Source organism: Actinotalea sp. Marseille-Q4924 (assembly GCF_916618755.1).
Classification (GTDB): Bacteria; Actinomycetota; Actinomycetes; order Actinomycetales; family Cellulomonadaceae; genus Actinotalea.
Window position 1 is genome coordinate 248,828 of the sequence record NZ_CAKAKB010000002.1, and the last position, 23,127, is coordinate 271,954.

Annotated in this window: 23 protein-coding genes; 18 read left to right on the forward strand and 5 right to left on the reverse strand. The window is 75.0% G+C overall.

The features are described from left to right. Positions 1 to 48: 48 nt before the first annotated feature. From LG379_RS05415 to LG379_RS05435, 5 genes are all read left to right on the forward strand, one after another. Positions 49 to 1,923, forward strand: a complete 1,875-nt coding sequence (locus LG379_RS05415) for a phospholipase D family protein (RefSeq protein WP_225753570.1) — start codon at positions 49 to 51, stop codon at positions 1,921 to 1,923. A gap of 129 nt (positions 1,924 to 2,052) precedes the next feature. Continuing rightward, entirely contained in the window at positions 2,053 to 3,723 is a 1,671-nt protein-coding gene (locus LG379_RS05420) for a phospholipase D family protein (protein WP_225753571.1), read from the forward strand. A gap of 88 nt (positions 3,724 to 3,811) precedes the next feature. Then, positions 3,812 to 4,729 (forward strand): MEDS domain-containing protein, encoded by a 918-nt coding sequence (locus tag LG379_RS05425; protein ID WP_225753572.1) that lies wholly within the window; start codon positions 3,812 to 3,814, stop codon positions 4,727 to 4,729. After that, positions 4,713 to 5,213 carry an ATP-binding protein gene (locus tag LG379_RS05430; protein WP_225753573.1) on the forward strand — a complete coding sequence of 167 codons (501 nt, stop codon included), beginning with the start codon at positions 4,713 to 4,715 and terminating at the stop codon, positions 5,211 to 5,213. The genes LG379_RS05425 and LG379_RS05430 overlap by 17 nt, the downstream gene beginning before the upstream one ends. A gap of 107 nt (positions 5,214 to 5,320) precedes the next feature. Beyond that, positions 5,321 to 7,513 carry a bifunctional diguanylate cyclase/phosphodiesterase gene (locus LG379_RS05435; RefSeq protein ID WP_225753800.1) on the forward strand — a complete coding sequence of 731 codons (2,193 nt, stop codon included), beginning with the start codon at positions 5,321 to 5,323 and terminating at the stop codon, positions 7,511 to 7,513. Positions 7,514 to 7,559: 46 nt separating this feature from the next. Here LG379_RS05435 and LG379_RS05440 read toward each other — a convergent pair whose 3' ends face one another. Beyond that, complete coding sequence (locus LG379_RS05440; protein WP_225753574.1) at positions 7,560 to 9,179, reverse strand: diguanylate cyclase; 1,620 nt, start codon at positions 9,177 to 9,179, stop codon at positions 7,560 to 7,562. A 332-nt stretch (positions 9,180 to 9,511) separates the two neighbouring features. On the opposite strand from LG379_RS05440, the gene LG379_RS05445 reads away from it, so the two are divergent. Continuing rightward, positions 9,512 to 10,078 carry a hypothetical protein gene (locus tag LG379_RS05445; RefSeq protein WP_225753575.1) on the forward strand — a complete coding sequence of 189 codons (567 nt, stop codon included), beginning with the start codon at positions 9,512 to 9,514 and terminating at the stop codon, positions 10,076 to 10,078. Positions 10,079 to 10,124: 46 nt separating this feature from the next. Here the strand turns inward: LG379_RS05445 and LG379_RS05450 are convergent, their stop codons facing one another. From LG379_RS05450 to LG379_RS05460, 3 genes are all read right to left on the reverse strand, one after another. Then, positions 10,125 to 11,063, reverse strand: a complete 939-nt coding sequence (locus LG379_RS05450) for a hypothetical protein (RefSeq protein WP_225753576.1) — start codon at positions 11,061 to 11,063, stop codon at positions 10,125 to 10,127. A gap of 191 nt (positions 11,064 to 11,254) precedes the next feature. Continuing rightward, complete coding sequence (locus LG379_RS05455) at positions 11,255 to 11,791, reverse strand: low molecular weight phosphatase family protein (RefSeq protein ID WP_255632890.1); 537 nt, start codon at positions 11,789 to 11,791, stop codon at positions 11,255 to 11,257. 105 nt (positions 11,792 to 11,896) lie between these two features. Beyond that, a complete protein-coding gene (locus tag LG379_RS05460; protein WP_370634437.1) occupies positions 11,897 to 12,169 on the reverse strand; it encodes an SDR family NAD(P)-dependent oxidoreductase in 273 nt (90 codons plus the stop codon). Positions 12,170 to 12,452: 283 nt separating this feature from the next. On the opposite strand from LG379_RS05460, the gene LG379_RS05465 reads away from it, so the two are divergent. From LG379_RS05465 to LG379_RS05515, 11 genes are all read left to right on the forward strand, one after another. Continuing rightward, positions 12,453 to 12,812, forward strand: coding sequence for an EAL domain-containing protein (locus tag LG379_RS05465; RefSeq protein WP_225753578.1), 360 nt, complete (start codon positions 12,453 to 12,455; stop codon positions 12,810 to 12,812). A gap of 73 nt (positions 12,813 to 12,885) precedes the next feature. After that, a complete protein-coding gene (locus LG379_RS05470) occupies positions 12,886 to 13,524 on the forward strand; it encodes a 2-oxoacid:acceptor oxidoreductase family protein (protein WP_225753579.1) in 639 nt (212 codons plus the stop codon). Beyond that, positions 13,508 to 14,728, forward strand: a complete 1,221-nt coding sequence (locus LG379_RS05475; RefSeq protein WP_225753580.1) for a hypothetical protein — start codon at positions 13,508 to 13,510, stop codon at positions 14,726 to 14,728. The genes LG379_RS05470 and LG379_RS05475 overlap by 17 nt, the downstream gene beginning before the upstream one ends. Then, positions 14,725 to 15,795 (forward strand): thiamine pyrophosphate-dependent enzyme, encoded by a 1,071-nt coding sequence (locus LG379_RS05480; protein WP_225753581.1) that lies wholly within the window; start codon positions 14,725 to 14,727, stop codon positions 15,793 to 15,795. Before LG379_RS05475 ends, LG379_RS05480 begins: the two co-directional genes overlap by 4 nt. Continuing rightward, complete coding sequence (locus LG379_RS05485) at positions 15,795 to 17,444, forward strand: NAD(P)-binding protein (RefSeq protein ID WP_225753582.1); 1,650 nt, start codon at positions 15,795 to 15,797, stop codon at positions 17,442 to 17,444. Before LG379_RS05480 ends, LG379_RS05485 begins: the two co-directional genes overlap by 1 nt. A 131-nt stretch (positions 17,445 to 17,575) precedes the next feature. Next, on the forward strand, positions 17,576 to 18,025 hold the full coding sequence (locus LG379_RS05490; RefSeq protein WP_225753583.1) for an ATP-binding protein: 450 nt from the start codon (positions 17,576 to 17,578) through the stop codon (positions 18,023 to 18,025). A gap of 180 nt (positions 18,026 to 18,205) precedes the next feature. Next, on the forward strand, positions 18,206 to 18,571 hold the full coding sequence (locus LG379_RS05495; RefSeq protein WP_225753584.1) for an STAS domain-containing protein: 366 nt from the start codon (positions 18,206 to 18,208) through the stop codon (positions 18,569 to 18,571). Beyond that, positions 18,568 to 19,344 (forward strand): alpha/beta fold hydrolase, encoded by a 777-nt coding sequence (locus LG379_RS05500; RefSeq protein WP_225753585.1) that lies wholly within the window; start codon positions 18,568 to 18,570, stop codon positions 19,342 to 19,344. Before LG379_RS05495 ends, LG379_RS05500 begins: the two co-directional genes overlap by 4 nt. Further along, complete coding sequence (locus tag LG379_RS05505) at positions 19,344 to 20,108, forward strand: triacylglycerol lipase (protein ID WP_225753586.1); 765 nt, start codon at positions 19,344 to 19,346, stop codon at positions 20,106 to 20,108. The genes LG379_RS05500 and LG379_RS05505 overlap by 1 nt, the downstream gene beginning before the upstream one ends. A gap of 238 nt (positions 20,109 to 20,346) precedes the next feature. Beyond that, complete coding sequence (locus tag LG379_RS05510) at positions 20,347 to 20,565, forward strand: hypothetical protein (protein ID WP_225753587.1); 219 nt, start codon at positions 20,347 to 20,349, stop codon at positions 20,563 to 20,565. 119 nt (positions 20,566 to 20,684) lie between these two features. Next, a complete protein-coding gene (locus LG379_RS05515; protein WP_225753588.1) occupies positions 20,685 to 20,927 on the forward strand; it encodes a hypothetical protein in 243 nt (80 codons plus the stop codon). A gap of 24 nt (positions 20,928 to 20,951) precedes the next feature. On the opposite strand, the gene LG379_RS05520 is transcribed toward LG379_RS05515, so the two are convergent. Then, positions 20,952 to 22,475 carry a PP2C family protein-serine/threonine phosphatase gene (locus tag LG379_RS05520; protein ID WP_225753589.1) on the reverse strand — a complete coding sequence of 508 codons (1,524 nt, stop codon included), beginning with the start codon at positions 22,473 to 22,475 and terminating at the stop codon, positions 20,952 to 20,954. A gap of 179 nt (positions 22,476 to 22,654) precedes the next feature. Between LG379_RS05520 and LG379_RS05525 the strand changes: the two genes are divergently transcribed. After that, complete coding sequence (locus LG379_RS05525; RefSeq protein WP_225753590.1) at positions 22,655 to 23,110, forward strand: nitroreductase family deazaflavin-dependent oxidoreductase; 456 nt, start codon at positions 22,655 to 22,657, stop codon at positions 23,108 to 23,110. Positions 23,111 to 23,127: the final 17 nt, after the last annotated feature.

Genomic DNA, 23,127 nt, shown 5'->3' on the forward strand with positions numbered 1-23,127 from the left:
CACGACGACCCGGCAGGACAGGCCTGCGTGTGCGACCGTGGTGCTGTGGTGACCTCCCGGGTCCAGGTGCACGAGCAGGGCGACAGTCGGCGCCCGGACCGCCGGTACCCGGACGCGCCGGCGATCATCCGCCGTCGCACCCCCCGGGACGCCGCCACCAGCAGCACGTCCCGCACCACCTCCCGCGACGCGGTCCGTGACCTCGTCCGCTCCTGGCGTCCGCAGCCCTACGGGACCGAGCCGTCGCTCGCCACACCGCCGCCGCGCAGCACGACCCGGCGCAACGGCGTCCCGCTCCTGGAGACCGACCGGTTCACCGTCCCGCCGCCCGTGCCCCTCGAGGGCAGCCACCCGTGGCTGCTGTCGGCCTCGCAGCGCGGCAACCCGCACTCCGCCGTCCGCACGTGGACGGAGGGCAACGCCGTCCGCCCGCTCGTCCACGGCCGGCCCTACTTCGCCGCCCTGGCCGCCGCGGTGGAGCGCATGCGCGCCGGTGACCTGCTGCTGTTCGTCGGGTGGCGCGTCGACCCCGACGAGTGCGTGCGCCCGGACGGCACGACCGTCGCGCAGCTCCTGTCCCAGGCGGCGCACCGCGGCGTGCTCGTCCGCGGCCTCGTGTGGCGCTCCCAGCTGGACCGGCTCAAGTTCTCGGTGCGGCAGAACCGCCGCTTCGCGCAGACGGTCAACGAGCACGGCGGCGAGGTGCTGCTGGACCAGCGCGTCCGTCCCTTCGGCAGCCACCACCAGAAGTTCGTCGTCCTGCGCCACCCGGGTCGCCCGCAGCTGGACGTCGTCTTCCTCGGCGGGATCGACGTCGCGCACTCCCGCGGCGACGACGCCGACCACCGCGGCGACCCCCAGCGCATGCCGTTCAACACCTGGTACGGCGGCCGGCCGGCGTGGCACGACGTGCAGGTGGAGATCCGTGGCCCCGCCGTCCGGTGCGTCGAGGAGGTGTTCCGCGAGCGCTGGGAGGACCCGTCGGCGCTGTCCCGGCGGCCCTGGCACCTCGTGCCCCACCTGCTCGACCTGCCCGAGCGCCGGCCGGACCCGCTGCCCGAGCCCCTGCCGTCGCCCGAGCCGGTCGGCACCTGCACCGTCCAGCTCCTGCGGACCTACCCGAACCGCTGGGGTGGCTACCCGTTCGCGCCGCACGGCGAGCGGACCGTGGCGCGGGGGTACGCCAAGGCGCTGCGCCGGGCGAGGCGGCTCGTCTACATCGAGGACCAGTACCTGTGGTCGGAGTCCGTCGCGGCGGTGTTCGCGGAGGCCCTGCGCAACGAGCCCGGCCTGCAACTCGTCGCCGTGGTCCCGCGGTTCCCCGAGCAGGAGGCGGAGCGTCGCCTGCCCATCACGCTGCACGGGCACACCCAGGCGCTGGACATGGTCCACGAGGCCGGTGGTGACCGCGTCCTCATCCTCGACGTCGAGAACGCCGTCGGGCGGCCGGTCTACGTGCACTCCAAGGTCTGCGTCATCGACGACGTCTGGGCGACGGTCGGCAGCGACAACTTCAACCGCCGCTCCTGGACCCACGACTCCGAGCTGACCGCCGCCGTCGTCGACGAGGCGCGGGACCCCCGCGAGCCGCGCGACCCCGCGGGTCTCGGTGACGGCGCGCGCGTCTTCGCGCGCGACCTGCGCCTCCGGCTGTGGCGCGAGCACCTCGACCTCACGGCCGCCGACGACGACGCCCTGGTCGACCCCGCGGAGGCCGTCGCCACCCTGCGCGACCGGGTGGTGGCCCTGGACGCCTGGTACGCGGCGGGGTGCGTCGGCGAGCGGCCGCCCGGCCGGCTCCGCTCCCACGTCCTCGGCCACCAGCCCAGCACGTGGCAGCGCGTCGCCTCCTCGCCGGCGTACCGGGCGTTCGTGGACCCCGACGGCCGCCCGCCCCGGATGAAGCTGCGCGGGCACCACTAGGCGCGCAGCCGCCCCTCCAGCCCGGCACGCCCCTCGAGCCCGCCCGCCCTCGCCCGGACGGCGCAACACCACGCCGTGCGCCCGGAAGGCCGTGGTCACGCGCCCACCCGGTGTGACACCGTGGCGCCCGTGCTCCGTCCCTCGCTCTCGCGCCCGCCGCTGCGCCGCGACGGGCTGCGGATCACGTCGCCGTCGTCGTTCGAGGTGCCCGCCGAGCGGTCCGGTGACGAGCACCACGACTGGCTCCTCACGGACTCCCAGCGGGGCAACCCCGCGACCCGGCTCCGCGCGTGGACGCACGGCAACGACGTGCGCGTGCTGCTGCACGGGCGGGCGTACTTCGAGCGGCTCGCCGAGGTCGTCGAGGCCGCCGGGCGGGGGGACCTCCTGCTGTTCGCGGACTGGCGCGGGGACCCGGGGCAGAAGCTCCGCGACGACGGCCTGACGGTGTCCCGGCTGCTGTGCGAGGCGGCCAGGCGCGGCGTCGTCGTCAAGGGGCTCATCTGGCGCTCCCACCTGGACCGCCTGGAGTTCTCGCACGAGCAGAACCGCACGCTCGCGGAGAGCGTCAACGACCACGGCGGCGAGGTGCTGCTCGACCAGCGGGTGCGGCCGTTCGGCAGCCATCACCAGAAGTTCGTCGTCCTGCGCCACCGCTCGCGCCCGGCCGACGACGTCGCGTTCGTCGGCGGCCTGGACCTCGCCCACAGCCGGCGCGACGACGCCGACCACCACGGCGACGAGCAGCCGCAGGGCTTCTCGCACTGGTACGGGGACACGCCCGCGTGGCACGACGTCCAGGTGGAGGTGCGCGGTCCCTCGGTGCGCGACGTCGAGGACGTCTTCCGCGAGCGGTGGGCGGACCGGGCCGCCCTGTCCCGGCTCCCGTGGCACGCGATCCCGGACCTGGCCCGCCGCCTGGACCGCAGCGCCGACCGCCTCCCGCCGCAGCACCCGGACCCTCCCGCGGCCGGCGCGGCGACGGTCCAGCTGCTGCGCACCTACCCGAACCGCTGGCCCGGCTACCCGTTCGCGCCCGACGGCGAGCGCAGCGCCGCCCGCGGGTACGGCAAGGCCATGCTCCGCGCGCGACGCCTCGTCTACATCGAGGACCAGTACCTGTGGTCCGCGGAGGTCGCCGGGGTCTTCGCCGACGCCCTGCGCCGGGAGCCGGGGCTGCACCTCGTCGCCGTCGTCCCGCGGTACCCGGACCAGGACGGGCGGGTGGCGGTCGCGGCGTCCAGGCACGGTCACGCGGTCGCGCTCGACCTGGTGCTCGAGGCGGGCGGGGACCGGGTGCTCGTCCTCGACGTGGAGAACCACGCGAGCCTGCCGGTGTACGTGCACGCCAAGGTGTGCGTCGTCGACGACGTGTGGGCGACCGTCGGCAGCGACAACTTCAACCGCCGCTCCTGGACGCACGACTCCGAGCTCACCGCCGCGATCGTCGACGGGACGCGGGACCCGCGCGAGCCGCGGGACCCCGGCGGCCTGGGCGACGGCGCCCGCGTCTTCGCGCGCGACCTGCGCCTGGCGCTGCTGCGCGAGCACCTCGACCTCGAGGACGACGACGGCCTGCTCGACCCGGAGGACGCCATCGTCACGATCCGACGCAGCGCCGCGGCCCTCCAGGCCTGGCACGAGGCCGGTCGCGAGGGTCCACGGCCACCGGGCCGGCTGCGCCCGCACGACCCCGACGGGGTGCCACGCTGGCGCCGGCTGCTCGTCACCCCGGCGTACCGGGTCATCGCGGATCCGGACGGCCGCCCGCCGCGGATGAAGCTGCACCGCCGGCACTGAGGCCGTGCGCCGTCGCTGGTCACGAGGACCGGCTGGTCCTGGTGACCAAGACGCTCGTCTTTCGCCCGGTGAGGTGGGACCCTGAGGTATGCGCACGGCAGGCGATGTCGCCGCCCCGGACGGGCTGAGCGTGCACGACCACCTCTGCTGGGTCTTCGACGACGCGGCGGACTTCCACCGGCGCGCCAGCCGGTTCCTCGCCGAGGGGGTCGAGCAGGGCCTCGCGGTCGTCTGGGTGGGCGCCAAGCCCCACGACGAGCTGGCCGCCGAGCTCGTCGGCCTCGACGTGGACCGCCTCGAACGCTCCGGCACCCTGAGCATCCTCGACCTGCCGACGCAGCGCCCCGACGACGGGCCGTCCGACCCCGGGGAGCAGGCGGCGTTCTGGGCGGACTGGGGCCGGCGTGCGACCGCGTCGGGGTACCGCGGTCTGCGCGTCGCCGGGGACGGCACCCCGTGGGTCCGCACCCCGGAGGAGCAGGCGGTGCACCTCGCCTACGAGGTGGCGCTCGACCGGGTGACGCGCGGCGCCCCGGTGTCGGTGATGTGCGCGTTCGACCGGTCCCTCCTCGGCGCCGAGGTCGCGGCGGCCTTCGCGGAGGTGCACCCGCTGGCCAGCATCGGGGCGACCCGCTTCCAGCTCTACTTCGACGACGAGCACGACCTCGCCCTGCGCGGCGAGGTGGACCTCACCGACGCCACGGCGCTGCGGCGCACGCTCGAGCTGGTCGCGCCCGGGCCGGTCATGGGACCGGGAGCCGGCGAGATCCACGTCGACGCCGGTGCCCTGCTCTTCATCGACCACCACGGCATGCTCGTGCTCGACCGCTTCGGCGAGGAGCGCGACGCGACGCTGGTCCTGCACGACGCCCGCTCCACGTGCGCGCGCGAGGTCGTGGACCTGCTGGGTCTGCGCCACGTGGTGGTCGCCGACGCGGGGCGACGCCTTCGCCCGGTGGAGCCCGTGAGCCCCCGCGGCAGGGGACGTGGTGTTCCTGAGCCCTGACGGCGGCGCCGAGACGTTGCCGACGGCCCAGGCGAGCGACGTCGCGTTCGACGTGGCCGGAGCGGGGGACGAGGCGGGTGCCGGTCAGGACACGGCTGCCGCCGCGGAGCAGGTCGCCCGCCTCCAGGTCGACGACCTCCCGCTGGCGGAGGTCCGCCGGTGGCTGCGCGACGTCGTCGCCGGGCAGGGCTGGCCCGCCGCGACGGACCGGACGCTCGCGCTCCTGACCACCGAGCTGGTCGCCAACGCGCAGAAGCACGGTCCGGCCGGCGGCCGGGTCGCCGTGACGGTCCGGGGGACGGCGGACGTCGTCCGCGTCGAGGCCGTGGACGAGGGCACGACCCACCCGGTGGTGCGCCACCCGCCGCAGGACGCCGTCGACGGTCGCGGCATGCTGCTGGTGCAGCACCTCGCCCAGCGGTGGGGCAGCGAGCTGCTGCCCGACGGCGGCAAGGTGGTCTGGTTCACCCTCCGCGTCGTGTGACGCCCGGACTGATGTGACCGACCGCGACCCCCCACGAGGGGGGAAGAGGTGCCCGTCTTCCGGGGATCGCCGGATCCCCGGGGCGCGCGTACCGTTGACGCGTGGCCATGATCGACCGTCCCGGGGCATCGTCCCCTGGGGCGTGGCCCGGTGAGCGCGAGCCCGCGGAGCAGCTGCGGGTCGAGGGTGCGCTCGACAACGTCCTGGACCCGGTCGCCGTCGTCCGCCCGGTGCGCGACGCGAGCGGCGCCGTGACGCGGTTCGTCGTCGTGCACGCCAACACGCCTGCCGTGGCGCGGGGGACCGCCGTCGGCGACGAGTGGGTCCCGCCCGACGACGACGCCGTGTCCCGGCCCGGTCCAGCAGCGCTCTTCCACCGCTACGTGCAGGTGCTCACGGGCGGGACATCGCTGCTGCTGGAGTCCCTGTTCGTCCCCACGCCCGACGGCGACGAGCGGTACGTCGACCTGCGCGTCGTCCGTCTCGGCGACGAGCTCCTGGTGACCTGGCGGGACGTCACCGCGCAGCTCATCGTCGACCGCGAGCTCGACCACAGCGAGCGCCGGTTCCGCTCGGCGTTCGACGGCGCGCCCGTCGGCATGGTGATCCTCGGCCTCGAGCCCGGGGAGGAAGGGCGGATCCTCGAGGCGAACCAGACCCTCGCCGACCTCGTCGGACGTGCGCCGGAGGACCTCATGGGCCGCCCGTCCGCGGAGCTGCACCACCCCGACGACCTGGCGGCCGCCTTCGACGAGCTGGCCCGCATGGCCGCCGGCAGCAGCAGCGGCTTCCAGCAGGAGCGCCGCCTGCGCCGCGCCGACGGCGGCTGGGCGTGGGTGCGCGTGACGGCGTCGGTCGTGCAGCGCGAGGGCTCGCCCTCGTACGTCATCGAGCACGTCGAGGACGTCACCGCCCGCCGGGCCGCCGAGGCCGAGCTCGCGCACCGCGCCCTCTACGACGCCCTCACGGGCCTGGGCAACCGCACGCTCCTCATGGACCACCTGCGCCTCGCCGTCGGGCAGCTCGCCGGTGCCGACCGGGGGCTGGCGGTGCTGGTCTGCGACCTGGACCGCTTCCGCGACGTCAACGACACGCTCGGTCACACCGCCGGCGACGAGGTGCTCCGGGAGATGGCGCAGCGCCTCACGGAGACGGTGCCCGCGCCGGACACGGTCGCCCGGCTGTCCGGTGACGAGTTCGTCGTCGCGATGCGGGTGCGCGACGAGACGGAGGCGCTGCGGGTGGCGCGCCGGCTGCACGAGCGGATGAGCGAGCCGGTCGAAGTGCGCGGCTTCCGGCTCGTCGTCGGCCCGAGCATCGGTGTGACGACGACGTCGGACCCGGCGGCCGACCCGGAGGTCCTGCTGCGCGAGGCGGACCTGGCGATGCACCAGGCCAAGCGCGCGGGCCGGGACCGCTGGGTGCTCTACGACGAGACGCTGCACACCATGGCGGTGGAGCGGCTGGCGACGGAGGAGGCTCTGCGGCACGCCCTGGACCACGGCGGCTTCCGGCTGCTCTTCCAGCCGATCGTCGACGTCGCCGACGGCCGCGTCGTCTCAGCGGAGGCGCTGCTGCGGCTGGAGCACCCGGTGCGCGGCACCCTGTCGCCGGAGGCCTTCATCGACGTGGCCGAGGCCAGCGACCTCATCGTGCCCATCGGCGACTGGGTGCTGCAGGAGGCCTGCCGGCAGCTCGCGCGGTGGCAGGCGCGGGTGCCCGACATGCAGGTCACCGTCAACGTCTCCACGCGGCAGGTCAGCCACCTCGCGCTCGCCGACCAGCTGGACCGGGCCGCGCGGGACAGCGGCGCGGACCCGGCGCGCGTGCTGCTGGAGATCACCGAGCACGTGCTCCTCGACGCGGGCGACGCCGCCGCCGGGGAGCTCGCGCGCGTCACCGACGCGGGGTCACGCCTGGCCATCGACGACTTCGGCACCGGCTACGCGTCGCTGGCGTACCTCAAGCGGTTCCCGGTGAGCGTCGTGAAGATCGACCGGTCCTTCGTCGAGGGGCTGGACCGGCCGGGGGAGGACACGGCCATCGTGGAGGCCGTCATCGGCCTGGCCCGGACGCTGGGCCTGCAGGTGGTCGCGGAGGGCGTGGAGACGGCGGGCCAGCTCACGACGCTGCGGCGCCTCGGCTGCACCCGCGTCCAGGGCTTCCACCTCGGGCGCCCGATGACCGGCGACGAGCTCGCGGAGGTGCTGGACCGCTCGCGCACGGCGGGTGGCGCGGAGGAGTGGCTGGCCGCCGCTCGGGCTGGCCGGTCCCGCCTGAGCGGTGCCCACCTCGCCTGAGCGCCACTGCCCTCGACGAAGGGGCGTCGGCGCGCCGGGACGAGCGTCAGTCGCGCCGGAGCGCGACGCTCGCGGCGTCGTCGGCCGGGTCGTCGTCGGACTCCAGCCCGGCGACCTGGTCGCGGCCCGCGCGCTTCGCCGTGATGAGCGCGATGTCGGCTGCGACCAGCGGGTTCTCCGTGCTGGCGTCCGGCACCCCGACGCCGATGGACACGGTGACCGTCAGGCCCCGCTCGAGCTCGTCCCACGGGTGGTTCCGGATCGCCCGGTGCACGCGCTCGGCGACGGAGCGCGCCCGGCGGTCGTCGTGGGCGGTGAGCACGATGAACTCGTCGCCGCCGTAGCGGACGATGACGTCCTCGGCGCGGCACTGGGCGCGCAGCACCTGCGCGATCCGGCGCAGCACCTCGTCGCCCACGGCGTGGGAGTATTGGTCGTTGACGGACTTGAAGTTGTCGACGTCGATGAACACCACGGACATCGGCCGCGGGCTGGCCTCGAGCGTCGCGACGAGCAGGCGCCGGTTGCCCAGCCCCGTCAGCGGGTCCTGGAGCACGACGCGTCCCATGCGGTCGGTCTCGGCGGTGAGGCGACGGATGTGGTCGCGGTCCTGCAGCGCGGTGAACCGGCCCTCGCGCTCGCTCCAGAGGCGGGCGAGCGCGGAGCGGGCCATGTCCCGCCAGATGGCGGTCGCCGGCGTGTGGCCGTGCTCGGCGACGTCGACCTCGGCCAGCGCCTCCAGGCCCATGCCCACCCACGCCTCGCGGCCGTTCGCGGTCGCGTCGGCGACCGCGGCCCGCAGCAGCTCGCGGGCGCGCGCGAAGTCGCCGTCGGTCGTCGCGGCGTGCGCGGTCACCAGGCGGTAGAGCTGGGTCTCCAGGAGCTCCCGGCGGTGCTGGAACCGGTCCTTCGCCGCGAGCGCGCGGCCGAGCGCGAGCTCCGGCTCCCCGAGGTTGAGCAGCGCGAACGCCTCGTAGATCTCGCCCCGCGCGACCATCGCGGGGGAGTCGGTCCTCCAGCCGAGGCGCTGCATGTGCAGCGACCGCTCCAGCGTCGTCAGGAACTCGACCCGCGCGTCCTCGGTGCGGCCCAGGAGCGCGAGGCTCACGGCCCAGGTGGCGGCGAGCTCGGTGAGCTCGTGCACGACGAGGAGGCGGATCCAGTCGTCCTCGACGTGCAGCAGCTCGCACAGGCGCTCGTCGGCGTGCTCGAACAGCGTCACGGAGCGCAGCGCCAGGGCGACGGCCATGCTGGCCGAGATGTGCCCGTACGAGCCCGACGGCACGGCGCTGACCGCCCAGTCCGCCTCGGCCAGCGCGCCGAGCGCGCGGCTCTGCTGGCCCTCCCGGGTGCTCGCCTCGGCGACCATGGCCAGGGCCTTCGCGCGCCACACGTGGTCGTCCGGACCGCTGAGCGACAGGATCGTGCGCGCCGCGTCCACGGCGTCGCCGTGGCGACCGAGCTCCATGAGGGAGATCGACTCGGTGTAGAGCAGGAAGCGCAGCGTGGACATGTCGCCGGCGGCGCGGGCGAGCGGCTGGTACGTGCGACAGGCCGCGACGGCGCGCTCGGCGAAGCCGTCGATGTAGTGCTGGTGGGCCTGGTCGGAGAGCTCGTCGAACGGTCCGAACTCGCGGACGGGGACGAGGGTGCCGGCGGTGGTCACGTCGACACCCCCTTGTCTGGTCGTCTCGGGTCGAGTCGTGAGCTCTGCCCGATTGTGAGCGACGCTCGGACCGATGATGACGGCGCGGAGCGGGTGAAGCGCGCGCTCTCTGCCTACGCGCGGCCGGTGTCCGGGACTGTTCACCCGATTGGTCCACATTGCGGCGTGTGCCCTGGACAGTCCCGTGCCGAGGCGCCATGGGAGGGCCCGCACCCGACCGGAGCGGCTGCCCGAAGATCACCGCCGACGAACCCGGGTGAAAGGTGCGGCTGTCCGGGTGAACCCGGACATCTGCCCTGTGATCTGGCGCCCTCTCGTGCCTACCGTCGAGCATGACACCGGAGAGCCTGGCGGAGAGCATCGAGAAGACCCGCTTCGAGCTGATGCGGGGTCAGCACTGGTCGGACCTGCGGGCGTCCGAGCGCGAGACGAGGGTCGACCTGGCGCGTCGTGCGCTGGAGGAGTCCGGGGTCGCGGCGCAGCTCGACGCCGTGCGCCGGCAGGCCGACCGCGTCCCCGACCTCGAGGACCTCGTGTCGCGCCACGAGGCGGAGATCCTCGGGCTGGAGTCGCGCCTCGCGGAGGAGACCGCGGTGCTCCAGCGACGGCTGGAGAGCGAGCGCTCCGCCCACGCCGCCCAGGTGGCGGACCTGGAGGGGCAGCTCGCGGCCGTGCGGCACCAGCGGGACCGCGCCGAGGCGCGCGTCGCCGCGACGGAGGCCGTGGTGGCGGGTGTCCGTGACCTGGTCACCGCACCGATCGAGATCGAGCCCGACGACGACGCCGCGGAGCCCGAGCACGTCGGTCCCGTCACCTCCGTGCCCAACCCCGCGACGGAGGGCGGCGGCCACAACCGGCGGCCGATCTTCCGCATGGCCAGGTCGGCGCCGGCGACCTGAGCGGCCGCGCTCGTCGTCGGGCGGACAGGCCCGACGACCCCGAGCCTCAGTCGTGCCGGTAGTCCGGGTCCGGCTCGGTGAACGCGTCGATGATGCCGAGGATCGCGATCGCCGCGGTGCTCCACCGGTCACCGGTCCCGCGCGGTCCCTCGACGAGCTCGCCGATCGTGGGGCGCAGCGCTCCCCAGTCGACGGTGGGCTCCTCGGGCGGGGCGTCCGTCGACGGAGCAGCGGCGGCGTCGCCGTTCGAGCGGGCGGTGCGCGCCGTCGTCGGCGGCTCGGGCTCCGGCTCGCGCGCGACCGGCTCGTAGATCTCCGAGCGCAGCGCGAGACCCTCGACGACGGCGGAGCACGCCAGGGCGAGGGACTCCCAGCCGGCGTCGGGGCGGCGCAGGCGGATGCCGACGCGGCGCGCGATCTCGGCGTAGTAGGCGCCCATCTCGGCGGCGAACTCCCGCTCGGCCTCGTACATGCGCGCGGTGATGGCGGCGCGCACCCGCGACTGGTGCAGCGCGGGGAGCGAGGCGAGCAGCGCGAAGTAGGTGCGCCACGCCCGCGAGGCCGCGAACGACAGGTAGCTGTGGTCGACGGCCCGGCTGACGATGTCCTCGAGGGCGGCCCGACGCTGCTCGGCGGTGTCCATCCGGTCGGTGAGCTCGTCGAGACGCGCGAGGGCGACGTCCACCGCCTCGTGGTCGACCTGGGCGTGCAGGACGTTCGCGCCGCGGGGGTCGACGGCGGAGACGAGCAGGTCCGCGGCGTAGTCGGCCTTCGCGGTCCAGATGCGCCACACGGACGAGCGCGGCACCTCCGCCGCGGCGATGAGGTCCTCCATGCGGATGTCGTCGAGGCCGACGGCGAGGCCGCGCTCGCGGATCACCTGGTGGCCCTGGTCGAGCATGCGCCGACGCACCTCCCGGGCGGCGAGCCGACCGGGCGGGCGGGGGCGCAGGGTCGCCGTCGCCCTGGGGCTCCAGTCGGTCACCGGACCCGCTTCCCACTGTGCGTCATTCCGCTGAGAGTACGGCCTCGCCGGTCGCCGGACGCGTCAAGGGCCGCGACGCGCGGGCCGTCGGTCGCGGCGTCACGGTTCCGGTTCGTGTGACTCAGGTGACCGAGATCATAACGGACAACGAGACTCCAAGTGCGAACGACCTGTCGCGCGCCCCGCGGTGCTCAGCCCCGGACGACGGCGACGATCGCCTCGACCGCCGGGGCCATCTGGTCGAACGACCGCGCGTAGGCGGACTCGTCGTAGCCCCAGGGGTCGACGACGTCGTCGTCCTCGGGCCGGGCACGGTGCAGGCCGCGCTGGGCGGCGGCGAGCGGGACGAGCGCGGCGAGGCGCTCGGTTGGGGACCCCGGGGGCAGGGCGTGCGGCCCGACGGCCGTGGCCAGCCGCGCGAGCTCGCGGAGCGTGAACGTCCGGCGCACGGCAGAGGGTGCGAGCTCGACGAGCGCCGAGCGGTGCCGCCGGGTGAGGGGCAGCACGAGGTCGGCGTCGCGGACCATCTGCTCGGTCACCTGGCGTGCCGCGAACCCGTCGTGGACCACGCCGGCGGCGTCGAGCCGGGTGGCCATGAGGGGCGCGACCGGCGCCCCGACGACGGCGCCCACGCCCGCGCTCTCGACCCGCACGCCCGAGTCCGGCCCGAGGCCGGCGGCGAGCAGCCGCTCGACGGCGGGGGAGCGGCAGATGTTGCCCGTGCACACGGTGAGGACGGTAAACGGGCGCGCCGGCACCTCGGGACGGGACGGCGGGTAGGACACATGGCCTCCAGGTGCTGTCGGACGTCGCCAGTCTGGTCCATCGCAGGGTCACGGAAGGCTCACGATCGGGGAGACACTGTGTCCCACGTGCGGAGTGGGCACCGGTCGTGGGTCAGGATCGTCGGTCATCGGCGTTGCGATCTCACCCGCGGCCACGGCGTTCACCGTGATGCCGTGCTCCGCCAGCTCCAGCGCCGCCACCTTCACCAGGAGGCCCAGGCCGCCCTTCGCGGCGCCGTACGGCGCGGCCCCGACGGGCGGCGCCTGCTCGTAGACGCTCGTAATTGCGACCACGCGCCCGCCGCGGCCGCCGGAGACCATGTGCCGGGCGCCGCCTGAAGGCAGCAGAACGCGCCGTCGAGGTCGACGGTGACCGTGTCCCGCACATGGGTCGAGCCATCTCGTCCACCACGCGCGTGGCGCGCTGAATCGGCAGGGGCCGTGGCAGTCCGGCTCGCCGGCCCCGGGCGGCACGTCGGCGTGACCTGGCACGAGAACGAGCAGGGAGCCCGCGGCACCGCCGCCGAGGTGGAGGCGGCGGGCGCCGACCTGTGTCACGTCCGCCGGCCTGGACCTGCGCGACCCGCTCCGCGAGTCCGCGCCGGTGCTGCACGGCAACGAGGCGTCGGAGGCGATCGTGCGGTCCGTGGTGGAGCTGAGCCAGCGGCTCGGCCTGTCCGTCGTGGCGGAGGGGATCGAGGACGACGCGACCCTCCTGACGCTGCGCGACATGCGCTGCGACCTCGCGCAGGGGTACGGGATCGCCCGCCCGGTCCCGCCGGAGCGGCTCAGCGCGGTGACGCAGGAGATCCGTGAGCCCCTGCCGTCCCGGCTGGGTGCCCGGCCGGCACGGCCGGCCCCGGCGGCGCAGGTGCCGCAGCCCGCCCCGTCCTGGGCAGTCCCGCACGGCGCGCGACGCACGCGTCCGAACGGCGGGAACCAGCCCTCTACCGGAGGGCGCTGACCAGGCGCGGGGACGTTCGTCCCGCGCATCACCGCACCTCGGCGGGATAAACACGGTGGTGAGGTGGTGCGCAGTGTTCCGAGTACGGATCCATGGACGCGGCGGCCAGGGGGTCGTGACCGCCGCCGAGCTGTTGTCCGAGGCCGCGTTCCGGCAGGGCCGGTACGCCCAGGCCTTCCCCTTCTTCGGCTCCGAGCGGACCGGCGCGCCCGTCGTGTCCTTCTGCCGCATCGCCGACGAGCCCATCCGCGCCCACGACCCCGTCACCACGCCGGACGCCGTGATCGTCCAGGACGTCACGCTCCTCGGCCACGTCGACGTGCTCGCCGGCCTGCGCCCCGACGGCTTCGTGCTGCTCGACAGCCCGCGCCGGCCCGCCGACCTCGGCCTGCACGGCGCACCACCGCCGGACCGCACCGTCGTCGTGCCCGTCCCGGCGACCGCCATCGCGCGGCACCACCTCGGTCGGCCCCTGCCGAACACGCCGCTGCTCGGGGCGTTCGCCGCCGTCACCGGCCTGGTGAGCCTCGACGCCGTCGTCGCCGCGCTGCTGGAGCGGTTCCCCGGCGTCGTCGGCCAGCGCAACGCCGAGGCGGCCCGCGCCGCCTACTGGCTCGTCCTCGGACCGGACACGGCCGAAGCGGCCCCGCCGGCGGAGCGGGAGGGCGCCACCCTCGAGACGGCGGAGGTGCCGCGTGCTGCAGCAGGTTGAGGGTTCCAAGGCCGTCGCCGCGGCCGTCGCCGCGTGCCGGCCGCAGGTCGTGTGTGCCTATCCGATCTCGCCGCAGACGCACATCGTCGAGCAGATCTCCCGCCTGGTGAAGTCGGGTCAGCTGCACTGCGAGTACCTCAACGTGGACTGCGAGACGTCGGCGCTGTCGGGACTCATCGGCGCGAGCGCGGTGGGGGCGCGCACCTACACCGCGACGTCGAGCCAGGGCCTGCTCCACATGGCGGAAGCGGTCTTCAACGTCGCCGGGCTGGGCCTGCCCATCGTCATGACCGTCGCGAACCGCGCCCTCGGCGCACCCATCAACATCTGGAACGACCACTCCGACTCCATGTCGCAGCGCGACTCCGGCTGGGTCCAGCTGCACGCGTCCTCCAACCAGGCCGCCGCGGACCTGCACGTCCTGGCGTTCCGGCTGGCCGAGACGGCCTCCCTGCCGGTCATGGTCTGCATGGACGGGTTCGTGCTCACGCACGCCGTGGAGCGGGTCGACGTGCCCGACGCCGCCGCGGTCGACGCATACCTGCCGCCGTTCGCCCCGCACGAGCGCCTCGACCCGGACGACCCCGTCTCCATCGGCGCCATGGTCGGCCCCGAGGCGTTCACCGAGGTCCGCTACGTCGCCCACCGCCGCCACCAGCGCGTGCCGGAGGTGCTGCCCGCGCTGTCCGACGAGCTCGCCCACGTGCTCGGGCGGCCGGTGCCCGGGCTGCTCGAGCCGTACCGCCTCGAGGACGCGGACACCGTCGTCGTCGCGCTCGGGTCCGTCGTCGGCACGCTGCAGGACGTCGTCGACGCCGCGCGCACGGCCGGGCGCCGCGTCGGCGTCCTCGGCCTCACGCTGTACCGGCCGTTCCCGGCCGACGCCGTGCGGGACGCCCTCGCCGGGGCGAGCCGCGTCGTCGTCGTCGAGCGCGCCTTCCAGACCGGGGTGGGGGGCATCGTCACCGACGACCTGCGCCGCAGCCTCGCGCCCACCGTCCCCGCGCTGCACACCGTCGTCGCGGGCCTGGGCGGACGGCCGGTCACCCGGGCGTCGCTGCAGGCCGTCGTGGAGCGCGCCGTCGTCGGGGACCTGCCCGACCTGACGTTCCTCGACCTCGACGACGCGCTGCTCGCCCGGGAGGGCGCGCTCGCGACCGTCGAGCGGATCGGGGTCCCGGCCGCAGCGGAGGTGGCGCCATGACGACGACCGAGCTGGGCATGCCCGTGAAGTACTACCAGGTGGGCAGCTGGGCCGTCGGCAACCGGCTCCTGGACCCCGAGCGGCGCAGCGGCCAGTCCCGCCTGGACCGCAGCAACGCGCTGACGTCCGGCCACCGCGCGTGCCGCGGCTGCGGCGAGGCGCTCGGCGCCCGGTACGTGCTCGACGCCGCGATGCGCGCCACCGACGGCCGCATGGTCACCGTCAACGCCACCGGCTGCCTGGAGGTCTTCTCCACCCCGTACCCGGAGACGAGCTGGCGCGTGCCGTGGCTGCACTCGCTGTTCGGCAACGCCCCCGCGGTCGCGTCCGGCGTCGCCGCCGGCCTGCGGGCTCTCGGGCGCGACGACGTGCGGGTCGTGGCGCAGGGCGGCGACGGCGGGACCGTCGACATCGGCATGGGCGCGCTGTCCGGCATGTTCGAGCGCGACGACGACGTCCTGTACGTCTGCTACGACAACGGCGGGTACATGAACACCGGCGTGCAGCGCTCCGGCGCGACGCCGCCGGCCGCCCGCACGGCGACGACGCAGGTCGTCGGCCCGGAGCCCGGGAACGTCTTCGGCCAGGGCAAGGACATGGCGCGCATCGCGATCGCGCACGACGTCCGGTACGTCGCAACCGCCTCCATCGCCGACCTGCGCGACCTGGAGGAGAAGGTCACCCGCGCCATGTCCTTCCACGGCGCGCGGTACCTGCACGTGCTCGTGCCGTGCCCGCTGGGGTGGGGGACCGAGTCCGCCGCCACCGTGCGGACCGCGCGGCTGGCCGTGGAGAGCGGCTTCTTCCCCGTCATCGAGGCGGTCGAGGGCGAGGTCACGGCCGTGCGGCGGATCCGCCGGCGCGTCCCCGTCGAGGAGTACCTCGTCGACCAGGGCCGCTTCGCGCACCTGTTCAAGCCCGTCCGCCGGCAGGAGGTCATCGACCACCTGCAGGCGATCGCGGACCGCAACATCGCCCGCTACGGACTCCTCGAGCCCGTCGCGGCGCTGCCGTCGTCCGCCTCGTCGGCCCCCGCCGCCCCACCCGTCAGGCCGGAGGTGCCGTGATGGACCGCTCCTTCGCGACGACGCTCGCCGTCGGCTCCAGCCTCGCCAACCGCACCGGCGCGTGGCGGACCGAGCGGCCCGAGTACGTGCACCGGATCGCCCCGTGCGGCAACGCCTGCCCGGCGTTCGAGGACCCGCAGGCCTGGCTCTACGCCGCGGAGGCGGGGGAGTACGAGACCGCCTGGCGCACGCTCGTCGAGCGCAACCCGTTCCCCGCCGTCATGGGGCGCGTCTGCTACCACCCGTGCGAGACGGCCTGCAACCGGTCCTTCCTCGACGAGGCCGTCGGCATCAACGCCGTCGAGCGGTTCCTCGGCGACCTCGCGCTCGCCGAGGGCTGGGCGCTGCCGGAGGCCGGTCCGCCGACCGGGCGGCGCGTGCTCGTCGTCGGCGCCGGACCCGCAGGCCTCTCGGCCGCCTACCACCTGCGCCGCCTCGGGCACGAGGTCGCCGTGCGCGACGGGGGGCACGAGCCCGGCGGGATGATGCGCTACGGCATCCCCACCTACCGCCTGCCGCGCGACGTGCTCGACGGGGAGATCGCCCGCCTCGTCGCGACCGGCGTGCGGATCGAGACGGACACGCCCGTCACCGACGCCAACGCCGCGCTCGCCGAGGGCTGGGACGCCGTCTTCCTCGCCGTCGGCGCGCAGCTCGGCCGCCGCGCCTACGTGCCGGCGGGGGAGGCCGCGCGGATCCTCGACGCGGTGACCCTCCTGCACGACGTCGCCGAGGGCGCCCGCCCGGTCCTCGGCCGCCGCGTCCTCGTCTACGGCGGCGGGAACACCGCCGTCGACGCCGCCCGCACCGCCCGCCGCCTCGGCGCGACCGACGCCATCATCGTCTACCGCCGCAACCGCGACCGGATGCCCGCGCACGACGACGAGGTCGCGCAGGCCCTGGACGAGGGGATCCAGGTGCGCTGGCTGTCCACGGTCGCCCACGCCGACGCCGGCGTCGTCCGGGTCGAGCGCATGGAGCTCGACGAGAGCGGCTTCCCGCAGCCGACCGGCGAGCTGGAGGACCTCGAGGCGGACGCGCTCGTGCTGGCCGTCGGCCAGGAGGCCGACCTGTCGCTTGTCGCGGGCGTGCCAGGGGTCGAGGTCGTCGACGGGGTCGTCCAGGTCGACGGGGACCTCATGACCGGGCACCCCGGCCTGTTCGCGGGCGGGGACGCGACGCCCACCGAGCGCAGCGTCACGGTCGGCATCGGGCACGGCGCCCGCGCCGCCCGCGCGATCGACGCGTACCTCGGTGGCCCGGGCGTCACGCCGACGACGTCGCCCGTCGCCCCGAACGCGCGAGCGACCTCCACGGTGGTGGGCTTCGACCTGCTCAACCCCTGGTACTACGCGGACGCGCCGCACGCCGTCCGCCCCCGGCTGGAGACGGCGCGGCGGACGACCGGCTTCGAGGAGGTCGTGCAGGGCCTGACGGCGGACACGGCGCTCTTCGAGGCGCGTCGGTGCATGTCCTGCGGCAGCTGCTTCGAGTGCGACAACTGCTACGGCGTGTGCCCCGACGACGCGGTCATCAAGCTCGGCGCCGGGGGCCGCTACGAGATCGACCTCGACTACTGCAAGGGCTGCGGCCTGTGCGCGGCGGAGTGCCCCGCGGGGGCCATCGAGATGGTCGCGGAACCGACGTGACGGCGCCTGCGTCGTCCCTCGTCCGGGTGACCGGGCAGAGCGTCGTGGCCGGGCGGGCGGGTGCCACCGGTTGCGGATCGGTGCCGGGAGCCCACGATGGTCCGGATACCCCAGGGACGGAAGGAGGTGCAGTGGCAACCGCAGACGAACGGCATCGAGCGGTGACCCACCTGCACCTCGTCCTGCGTTCCGGGACCGGAGCGGTCCGGTCCGCACGTCGCGCCGTCCAGGAGTGGGCCGGCGACCGCGGTGCGACCGTGGCCGACCAGCAGGTCCTCGCGCTGCTCACCACCGAGGTGGTCTCCAACGCCGTGCGCCACGGGCCGGCCGACGCCGACGTCGAGCTCGACGCCGCCGAGGAGCGCGGGCAGTTCGTCGTGCGCGTCTGCGACCACAGCCGCGACCTGCCCGTCCTGCGGCACCAGCCGCCGGACGCCGTCGGCGGACGGGGCGTGCAGATCATCGACCACCTCGCCAGCGACTGGGGGGTCGAGCGACGCCGCGGGGGGAAGGTGGTGTGGTTCCGCGTCCGACCCGGGCGCACCGCCCGCGGGGGAGCACCGGGACGGGGAAGCCGATGACGGGCAGCGGCGGCTCACGCAGGGCCGACCGATGGTCCGGCGGACACCCTTGATCTCAGGAGCACCGCCCGGGGTAGGGTTAAGGGCCTTCCTCTGCCCGGACCCCGCAGCGGTGAAGCAGAACGACCCGCCGTCCGGCACCCCAGCCGACAGGCGAGCGACGTCCCGGAGGAACGTTTGGTGAACGAAGGCATCCCCATCCCCAGCGGCGAGCCCGGGGCCGTCCAGGTCCTCGAGGTCGACGGCGCGACGCACGTCGTGCTGTCCGGGGAGATCGACTCCGACCTCGGTCGGGACCTGCAGCAGGCCGCGGCGGACGCGGCCGTGGCGGGCCTGCCCGTCGTCGTCGACACGCGCCGCGTGACGTTCATGGACTCTGCGGGCCTGGCGTTCATCGCCCGCCTCTGCGGCCGCGGCCAGGACCGGGTGACCCTGCTCGTGTCCTCCCAGACCGTGATGTTCCTGCTCGAGGTGACCGGGATGAAGGACGCCGTCGACATCGTCGACGTGCGCACCGAAGGGGACGCCGCGACAGTGCAGAGGTGAGTCTGCGCACCCTGTCCCTCGCCGGGCACGCTGTCGCCTGCTTCGAGCTGGGCGCCGGCGGGACGGGCGACCGCGGGGCGAGCGGCGCTGCGGACGCCGTCGTGCTCGTGCACGGCATCGGCGTCTCGTCCCGCTACTTCGGCCCGCTCGAGCGTGACCTCAGCCGGTCTGTGCGCGTCGTCGCGCCCGACCTGCCGGGTTTCGGGCGCAGCCGCATCCCCGACGAGCCGGCGCTGACGGTCGTCGAGCACGCCGAGGTGCTGGCCGCCCTCATCGAGGAGCTCGGGCTCGACCGGCCCGTCGTCGTCGGTCACTCCATGGGCGCCCAGTTCGTCACCGAGCTCGCGGTCCGACGGCCCGAGCTGGTCGGCGCCGTCGTCCTGCTGGGGCCCGTCGTCGACCCGGCCGCGCCGTCGATCGTGCGGCAGGGACTGCGGCTCGCCGTCGACTTCGTCCGCGAACCCCCGCGGGGAGCGCTCCTCCAGCTGCGCGAGTACCTGCGCACCGGCGTGCGCTGGTACCTGGAGACGGCGCGGCACATGGTGTCCTACCGGATCGAGGAGCGGCTGCCGCTGGTGACGGCGCCCGTGACGGTCGTGCGTGGCGGGCGCGACCCGGTGGCGCCGACCGCGTTCGTGCGTGCCCTCGCGGCCTCGGCCAGGGACGGGAGCGCCGAGGAGATCCCCGGAGGGGCGCACGTGGTGCAGTGGTCCCGCCCCGACGCCGTGCGTGCGGTGATCGAGCGCATGCGTGAGCGGGCGGTGCCGTGCTGATGGCGCGCCCGCCTCTCGGTGCGCGGGTCGCCGGTTCCGGGCTCGGCGCCGCGCGGGGGGTGCTGCGCCTGGCAGCGACGGCGTGGCGGACCAGCTGGTGGCGGGTGCTCGACTACGGCTACGTCGTGCGGCTGCAGGTCGTCGGCGCCCTGTCGCCCCGTGGCGCCGACGCCTTCCGTCGGCAGGACCACCCCGTCCCGCCGGACGTCGTCCTCGTGCCCGGCGTCTACGAGAGCTGGCACTTCCTGCGGCCGCTCGCCCGGCGCCTGCACGCCGCTGGCCACCGCGTCCACGTCCTCTCGGCGCTCGGCTACAACCGCGCACCCGTCGAGACCGGCGCCCGCGTGCTCGGCGACCATCTGCGCGTCCACGACCTGCGCGACGTCGTCGTCGTGGCGCACAGCAAGGGCGGGCTCATCGGGAAGCTCGCCATGCTCCAGGAGGACCCGGAGGAGCGGATCCGGTGCCTCGTGGCCGTGGGGACGCCGTTCGTCGGGTCGCACCTCGCGCGGTTCTTCCCGCTGCTGCCGGCGGTGCGGGCCTTCGTCCCGTCCAACCCGCTGTTCGGGGTGCTCGCGGCGGAGGCCGCGGTCCACAGCCGCATCGTGTCCGCGTACAGCGTCTGGGACCCGCACATCCCGGGCGGCAGCGAGCTGCTCGGGGCGCGCAACGTGGTCCTCGCGACGCCGGGCCACTTCCGCGTGCTCGCGGACGAGGGGCTCAAGGAGCTGGTCGACGACGTCGTCGCCGACGCCGCCCCCTGACGCCACCTCTCGACGCCCCACGCCACACACCTCCCCGGACGCCGGCGCGCCAGCCTGTGGACGGTCACCCGTGTGATCTGGGTCACGGGTTATCGTCGGTCATGGTTCGTTCAAGGATCGGTAGATCAGCCGCTGTGGCTGAGGACAGGCCGACCTTGGTCTTGAACTTTCAACAACCTTGTCTCCAGACTGGGGACGAGGAGTCCGCGCGGGGGGTCCACGCCGACGAAGGAGCGACATGACCCTGACCGATGCCGCGCGCACGATCGACCGTCTCGTCGCCGATCTCGCCCGCGCGACGGGCCGCGAGGAGAAGATCGTCCGCCTCGCCTACGGCCTCGACGACGAGCGTCTGGACACCCTGCTCGACGCCGACGCCGACGCCGACGTCCCGGACCTCACGGTGCTCACGCCAGTCGAGGACGCCGGCGCGCTCGGTGACGGCCACGCCGCCTGAGACGTCCGCCGACTGGCGGGCCTCGCTGCGGGCGGCGTCCGGGCACCGCGCCGTCGGCGCGGCTCCCGCCGGCGCGTCGCCCGGTGGCGTCCCACGCCGCCGCCCCTGATGCTGGACCGATGAGGTTCGAGGCACGACTGCGCGTCCCCGCCGCGATCGACGAGGGCGTCGCCGGCCCCTTCGTCGACCAGCTGCTCCAGGACCCCGACGACGGGGAGGTCGTCGCGCGCGAGGGCGACGCGGAGGAAGGCTCGGTCCGGATCGCCTTCGAGGCCGACGAGCAGGCCGACGCCGAGCTGCACGCGCGCCTGCTCGCCGAGCGGGCGCCCGGGGTCGAGGTCCGGGACGTCGTCCCCGCCTGACCGTCGGCCCTCAGGCCCCCCGGGTCACCGCGCGCCGGCGACCCCGCCCGACGCGTCGTCGTCGACCCCCGTGGAACGGACCACGGCGATGACACACACGTCGTCCTCGCGGCTCCGGTCGTCCAGGCACGCCTCGAGCACCGCGGCGACGAGGTCCTCCGCGGACCCCCCGGGCGGCTGCCCCGCGATCGCGCCCGCGAGCCGGCCCATGCCCACCGCGAGGCTCTCGTCGCGGCGCTCGATGAGGCCGTCGGTGTACAGGACGAGCGCACCGCCCGGATCGAGCGTCGTCATGCGGCTGCGGTAGCGCGGGTGCCGACGCGCCCCGAGCAGAGGACCCTGCGCCTCGGTGAGGCGCTGGACGCCGCCGTCGGCGCACCGCAGCAGCGCGTACGGGTGGCCGGCGGTGGAGTACTCGAGGACCCCGTCCAGGCTGAGCCGCCCGACCAGCGCGCTCGCGACCGCCTCGCCCTCGCTCTCGTTCATGAGCAGGTCGAGGTTGCGCAGCATGGCGTCCGGGTCGAGCTGCTGGGAGACGTAGGCCCGCATCGCGCCGCTCGCGCGGGACATGAGGCCGATCGCCGCGATGCCGTGCCCGACGGCGTCGCCGATCGACAGCGCCAGCCGTCCGTCGCGCATGAGGACGACGTCGAACCAGTCCCCGCCGAGGCGGACCTCCTCCGACGCGGACATGTACCGCGCCGCGACGTCGAACCCCGCGACCCGCGGGACCCGGGTCGGCAGCAGGCTGCGCTGCAGCTCCTCCAGCGCCTGGCGCCGCTGGTCCGACAGCGCCTCGATCTCCTGCTGGAGCCGGCGCAGCTCCGTCTCGTCGCGCGCGAGGGCCGCGATGCCGACGGCGGGGCGCCCGGGCGCCCGCACCGGGAAGAAGGACTCCCGCCAGATGTGCTCGACGCCGGGGTCGGCGTCGGTCTCGCCGACGATCTCGACCTCGCGCAGCGGCTCGCCGGTCTCGAGGACGTGCCGCAGGATCGGCTCGGCGCTCTCCCGCAGCTGGGGCAGGACGTCGAAGACGAACCGCCCCTCGTGCTCGGCGACCGAGTGGCCGTTCATCGCCGCCAGCTCGTGGTTGATCCGCAGGAACCGCAGGTCGTTGGACAGCAGGGCGAAGCCGAACGGCGCGTCCTCGAGCAGGGTCGACAGGATCGCCGCGTCCGCCTCGGCCATGCGGCGCAGCTGCTCGTCCTTGCTCAGGTCGATGACCACGGCGATCCACCGCGGACCCTCCTGGTCCACGAGCGCCGCGGCCACGAGGACCGGCCGCCGACCGCCGTCGGGCAGCGCGAGCTCGCTGAACAGGCTGGCGCTGTCGACCGTGAGGAACTGCTGGAACATCACGAGGTCGCGGTCGTGCCGGTCCGGCGGGGTGATCTCCCGCCACGTCAGGGAGGTCACCTCGGCGGCGGTGCGGCCGCAGATGACGCCGAACTCGTCGTTGCACCGCAGCAGCGACTCGCCGTGACCCAGGACGATCCCCACGCCGCGCGCCCGCCAGAGGGCCGACATGTGCGCCGTCAGGTCGTCCACGCCACCCCCCGCCGCTCCCCGGGCACCTGGCGTGCCCGGCTGACTTTGTCACACGGCGTCGACCTCGGACCAGCACCACGCCGCGCTCCCGGGCACGACGGCGGCGCGAGCGTCACCCGGGTGGCCCCACACGGCGGCCTCACCCCGCGGCGCCGTCGTCGCCCGCCTACGCTGGCCGGATGATCAACCGCCGCGTCCAGGTCGCCGTCACCGCCGCGCACCGCTGGCTCTACCGGCGCACCGGCGGCCGCGTCGGCGCCCGGCTCGGCCACATCGAGCAGGTGCTCCTGACGACGACGGGCCGCGTGAGCGGTCAGCCGCGCGTCACCGTCCTCAGCGCCATCCAGCACGGTGACGACCTGCTGCTCGTCGCGTCCGACGGCGGGCGCGAGAGCCACCCGCAGTGGTACCGCAACCTGGTCGCGGACGACCGCGTCGTCGTCCAGCGCGGCCCGCGCCGCGTGCCGATGCGGGCACGCACGGCCACCCCGCAGGAGCGGCCGGAGCTCTGGCGCGCCGCCGTCGGCGTGTATGGGGGCTACGCCACGTACCAGACGCGCACGCAGCGGGAGATCCCCGTCGTGGTGTGCTCGCCGGACCCCGGACGCGGGGCCGCGGACGCGACGCCGGCCTGAGGGTCGGACAGCCTTCC

Excerpts from the sequence above, each read along its gene's own strand:
- LG379_RS05425 (WP_225753572.1), top strand. The coding sequence starts at position 3,812 with ATGCGCACGGCAGGCGATGTCGCCGCCCCGGACGGGCTGAGCGTGCAC.
- LG379_RS05435 (WP_225753800.1), top strand. The coding sequence starts at position 5,321 with ATGATCGACCGTCCCGGGGCATCGTCCCCTGGGGCGTGGCCCGGTGAG.
- LG379_RS05445 (WP_225753575.1), top strand. The coding sequence starts at position 9,512 with ATGACACCGGAGAGCCTGGCGGAGAGCATCGAGAAGACCCGCTTCGAG.
- LG379_RS05460 (WP_370634437.1), bottom strand. The coding sequence starts at position 12,169 with ATGGTCTCCGGCGGCCGCGGCGGGCGCGTGGTCGCAATTACGAGCGTC.
- LG379_RS05480 (WP_225753581.1), top strand. The coding sequence starts at position 14,725 with ATGACGACGACCGAGCTGGGCATGCCCGTGAAGTACTACCAGGTGGGC.
- LG379_RS05485 (WP_225753582.1), top strand. The coding sequence starts at position 15,795 with ATGGACCGCTCCTTCGCGACGACGCTCGCCGTCGGCTCCAGCCTCGCC.
- LG379_RS05505 (WP_225753586.1), top strand. The coding sequence starts at position 19,344 with ATGGCGCGCCCGCCTCTCGGTGCGCGGGTCGCCGGTTCCGGGCTCGGC.
- LG379_RS05510 (WP_225753587.1), top strand. The coding sequence starts at position 20,347 with ATGACCCTGACCGATGCCGCGCGCACGATCGACCGTCTCGTCGCCGAT.
- LG379_RS05515 (WP_225753588.1), top strand. The coding sequence starts at position 20,685 with ATGAGGTTCGAGGCACGACTGCGCGTCCCCGCCGCGATCGACGAGGGC.
- LG379_RS05525 (WP_225753590.1), top strand. The coding sequence starts at position 22,655 with ATGATCAACCGCCGCGTCCAGGTCGCCGTCACCGCCGCGCACCGCTGG.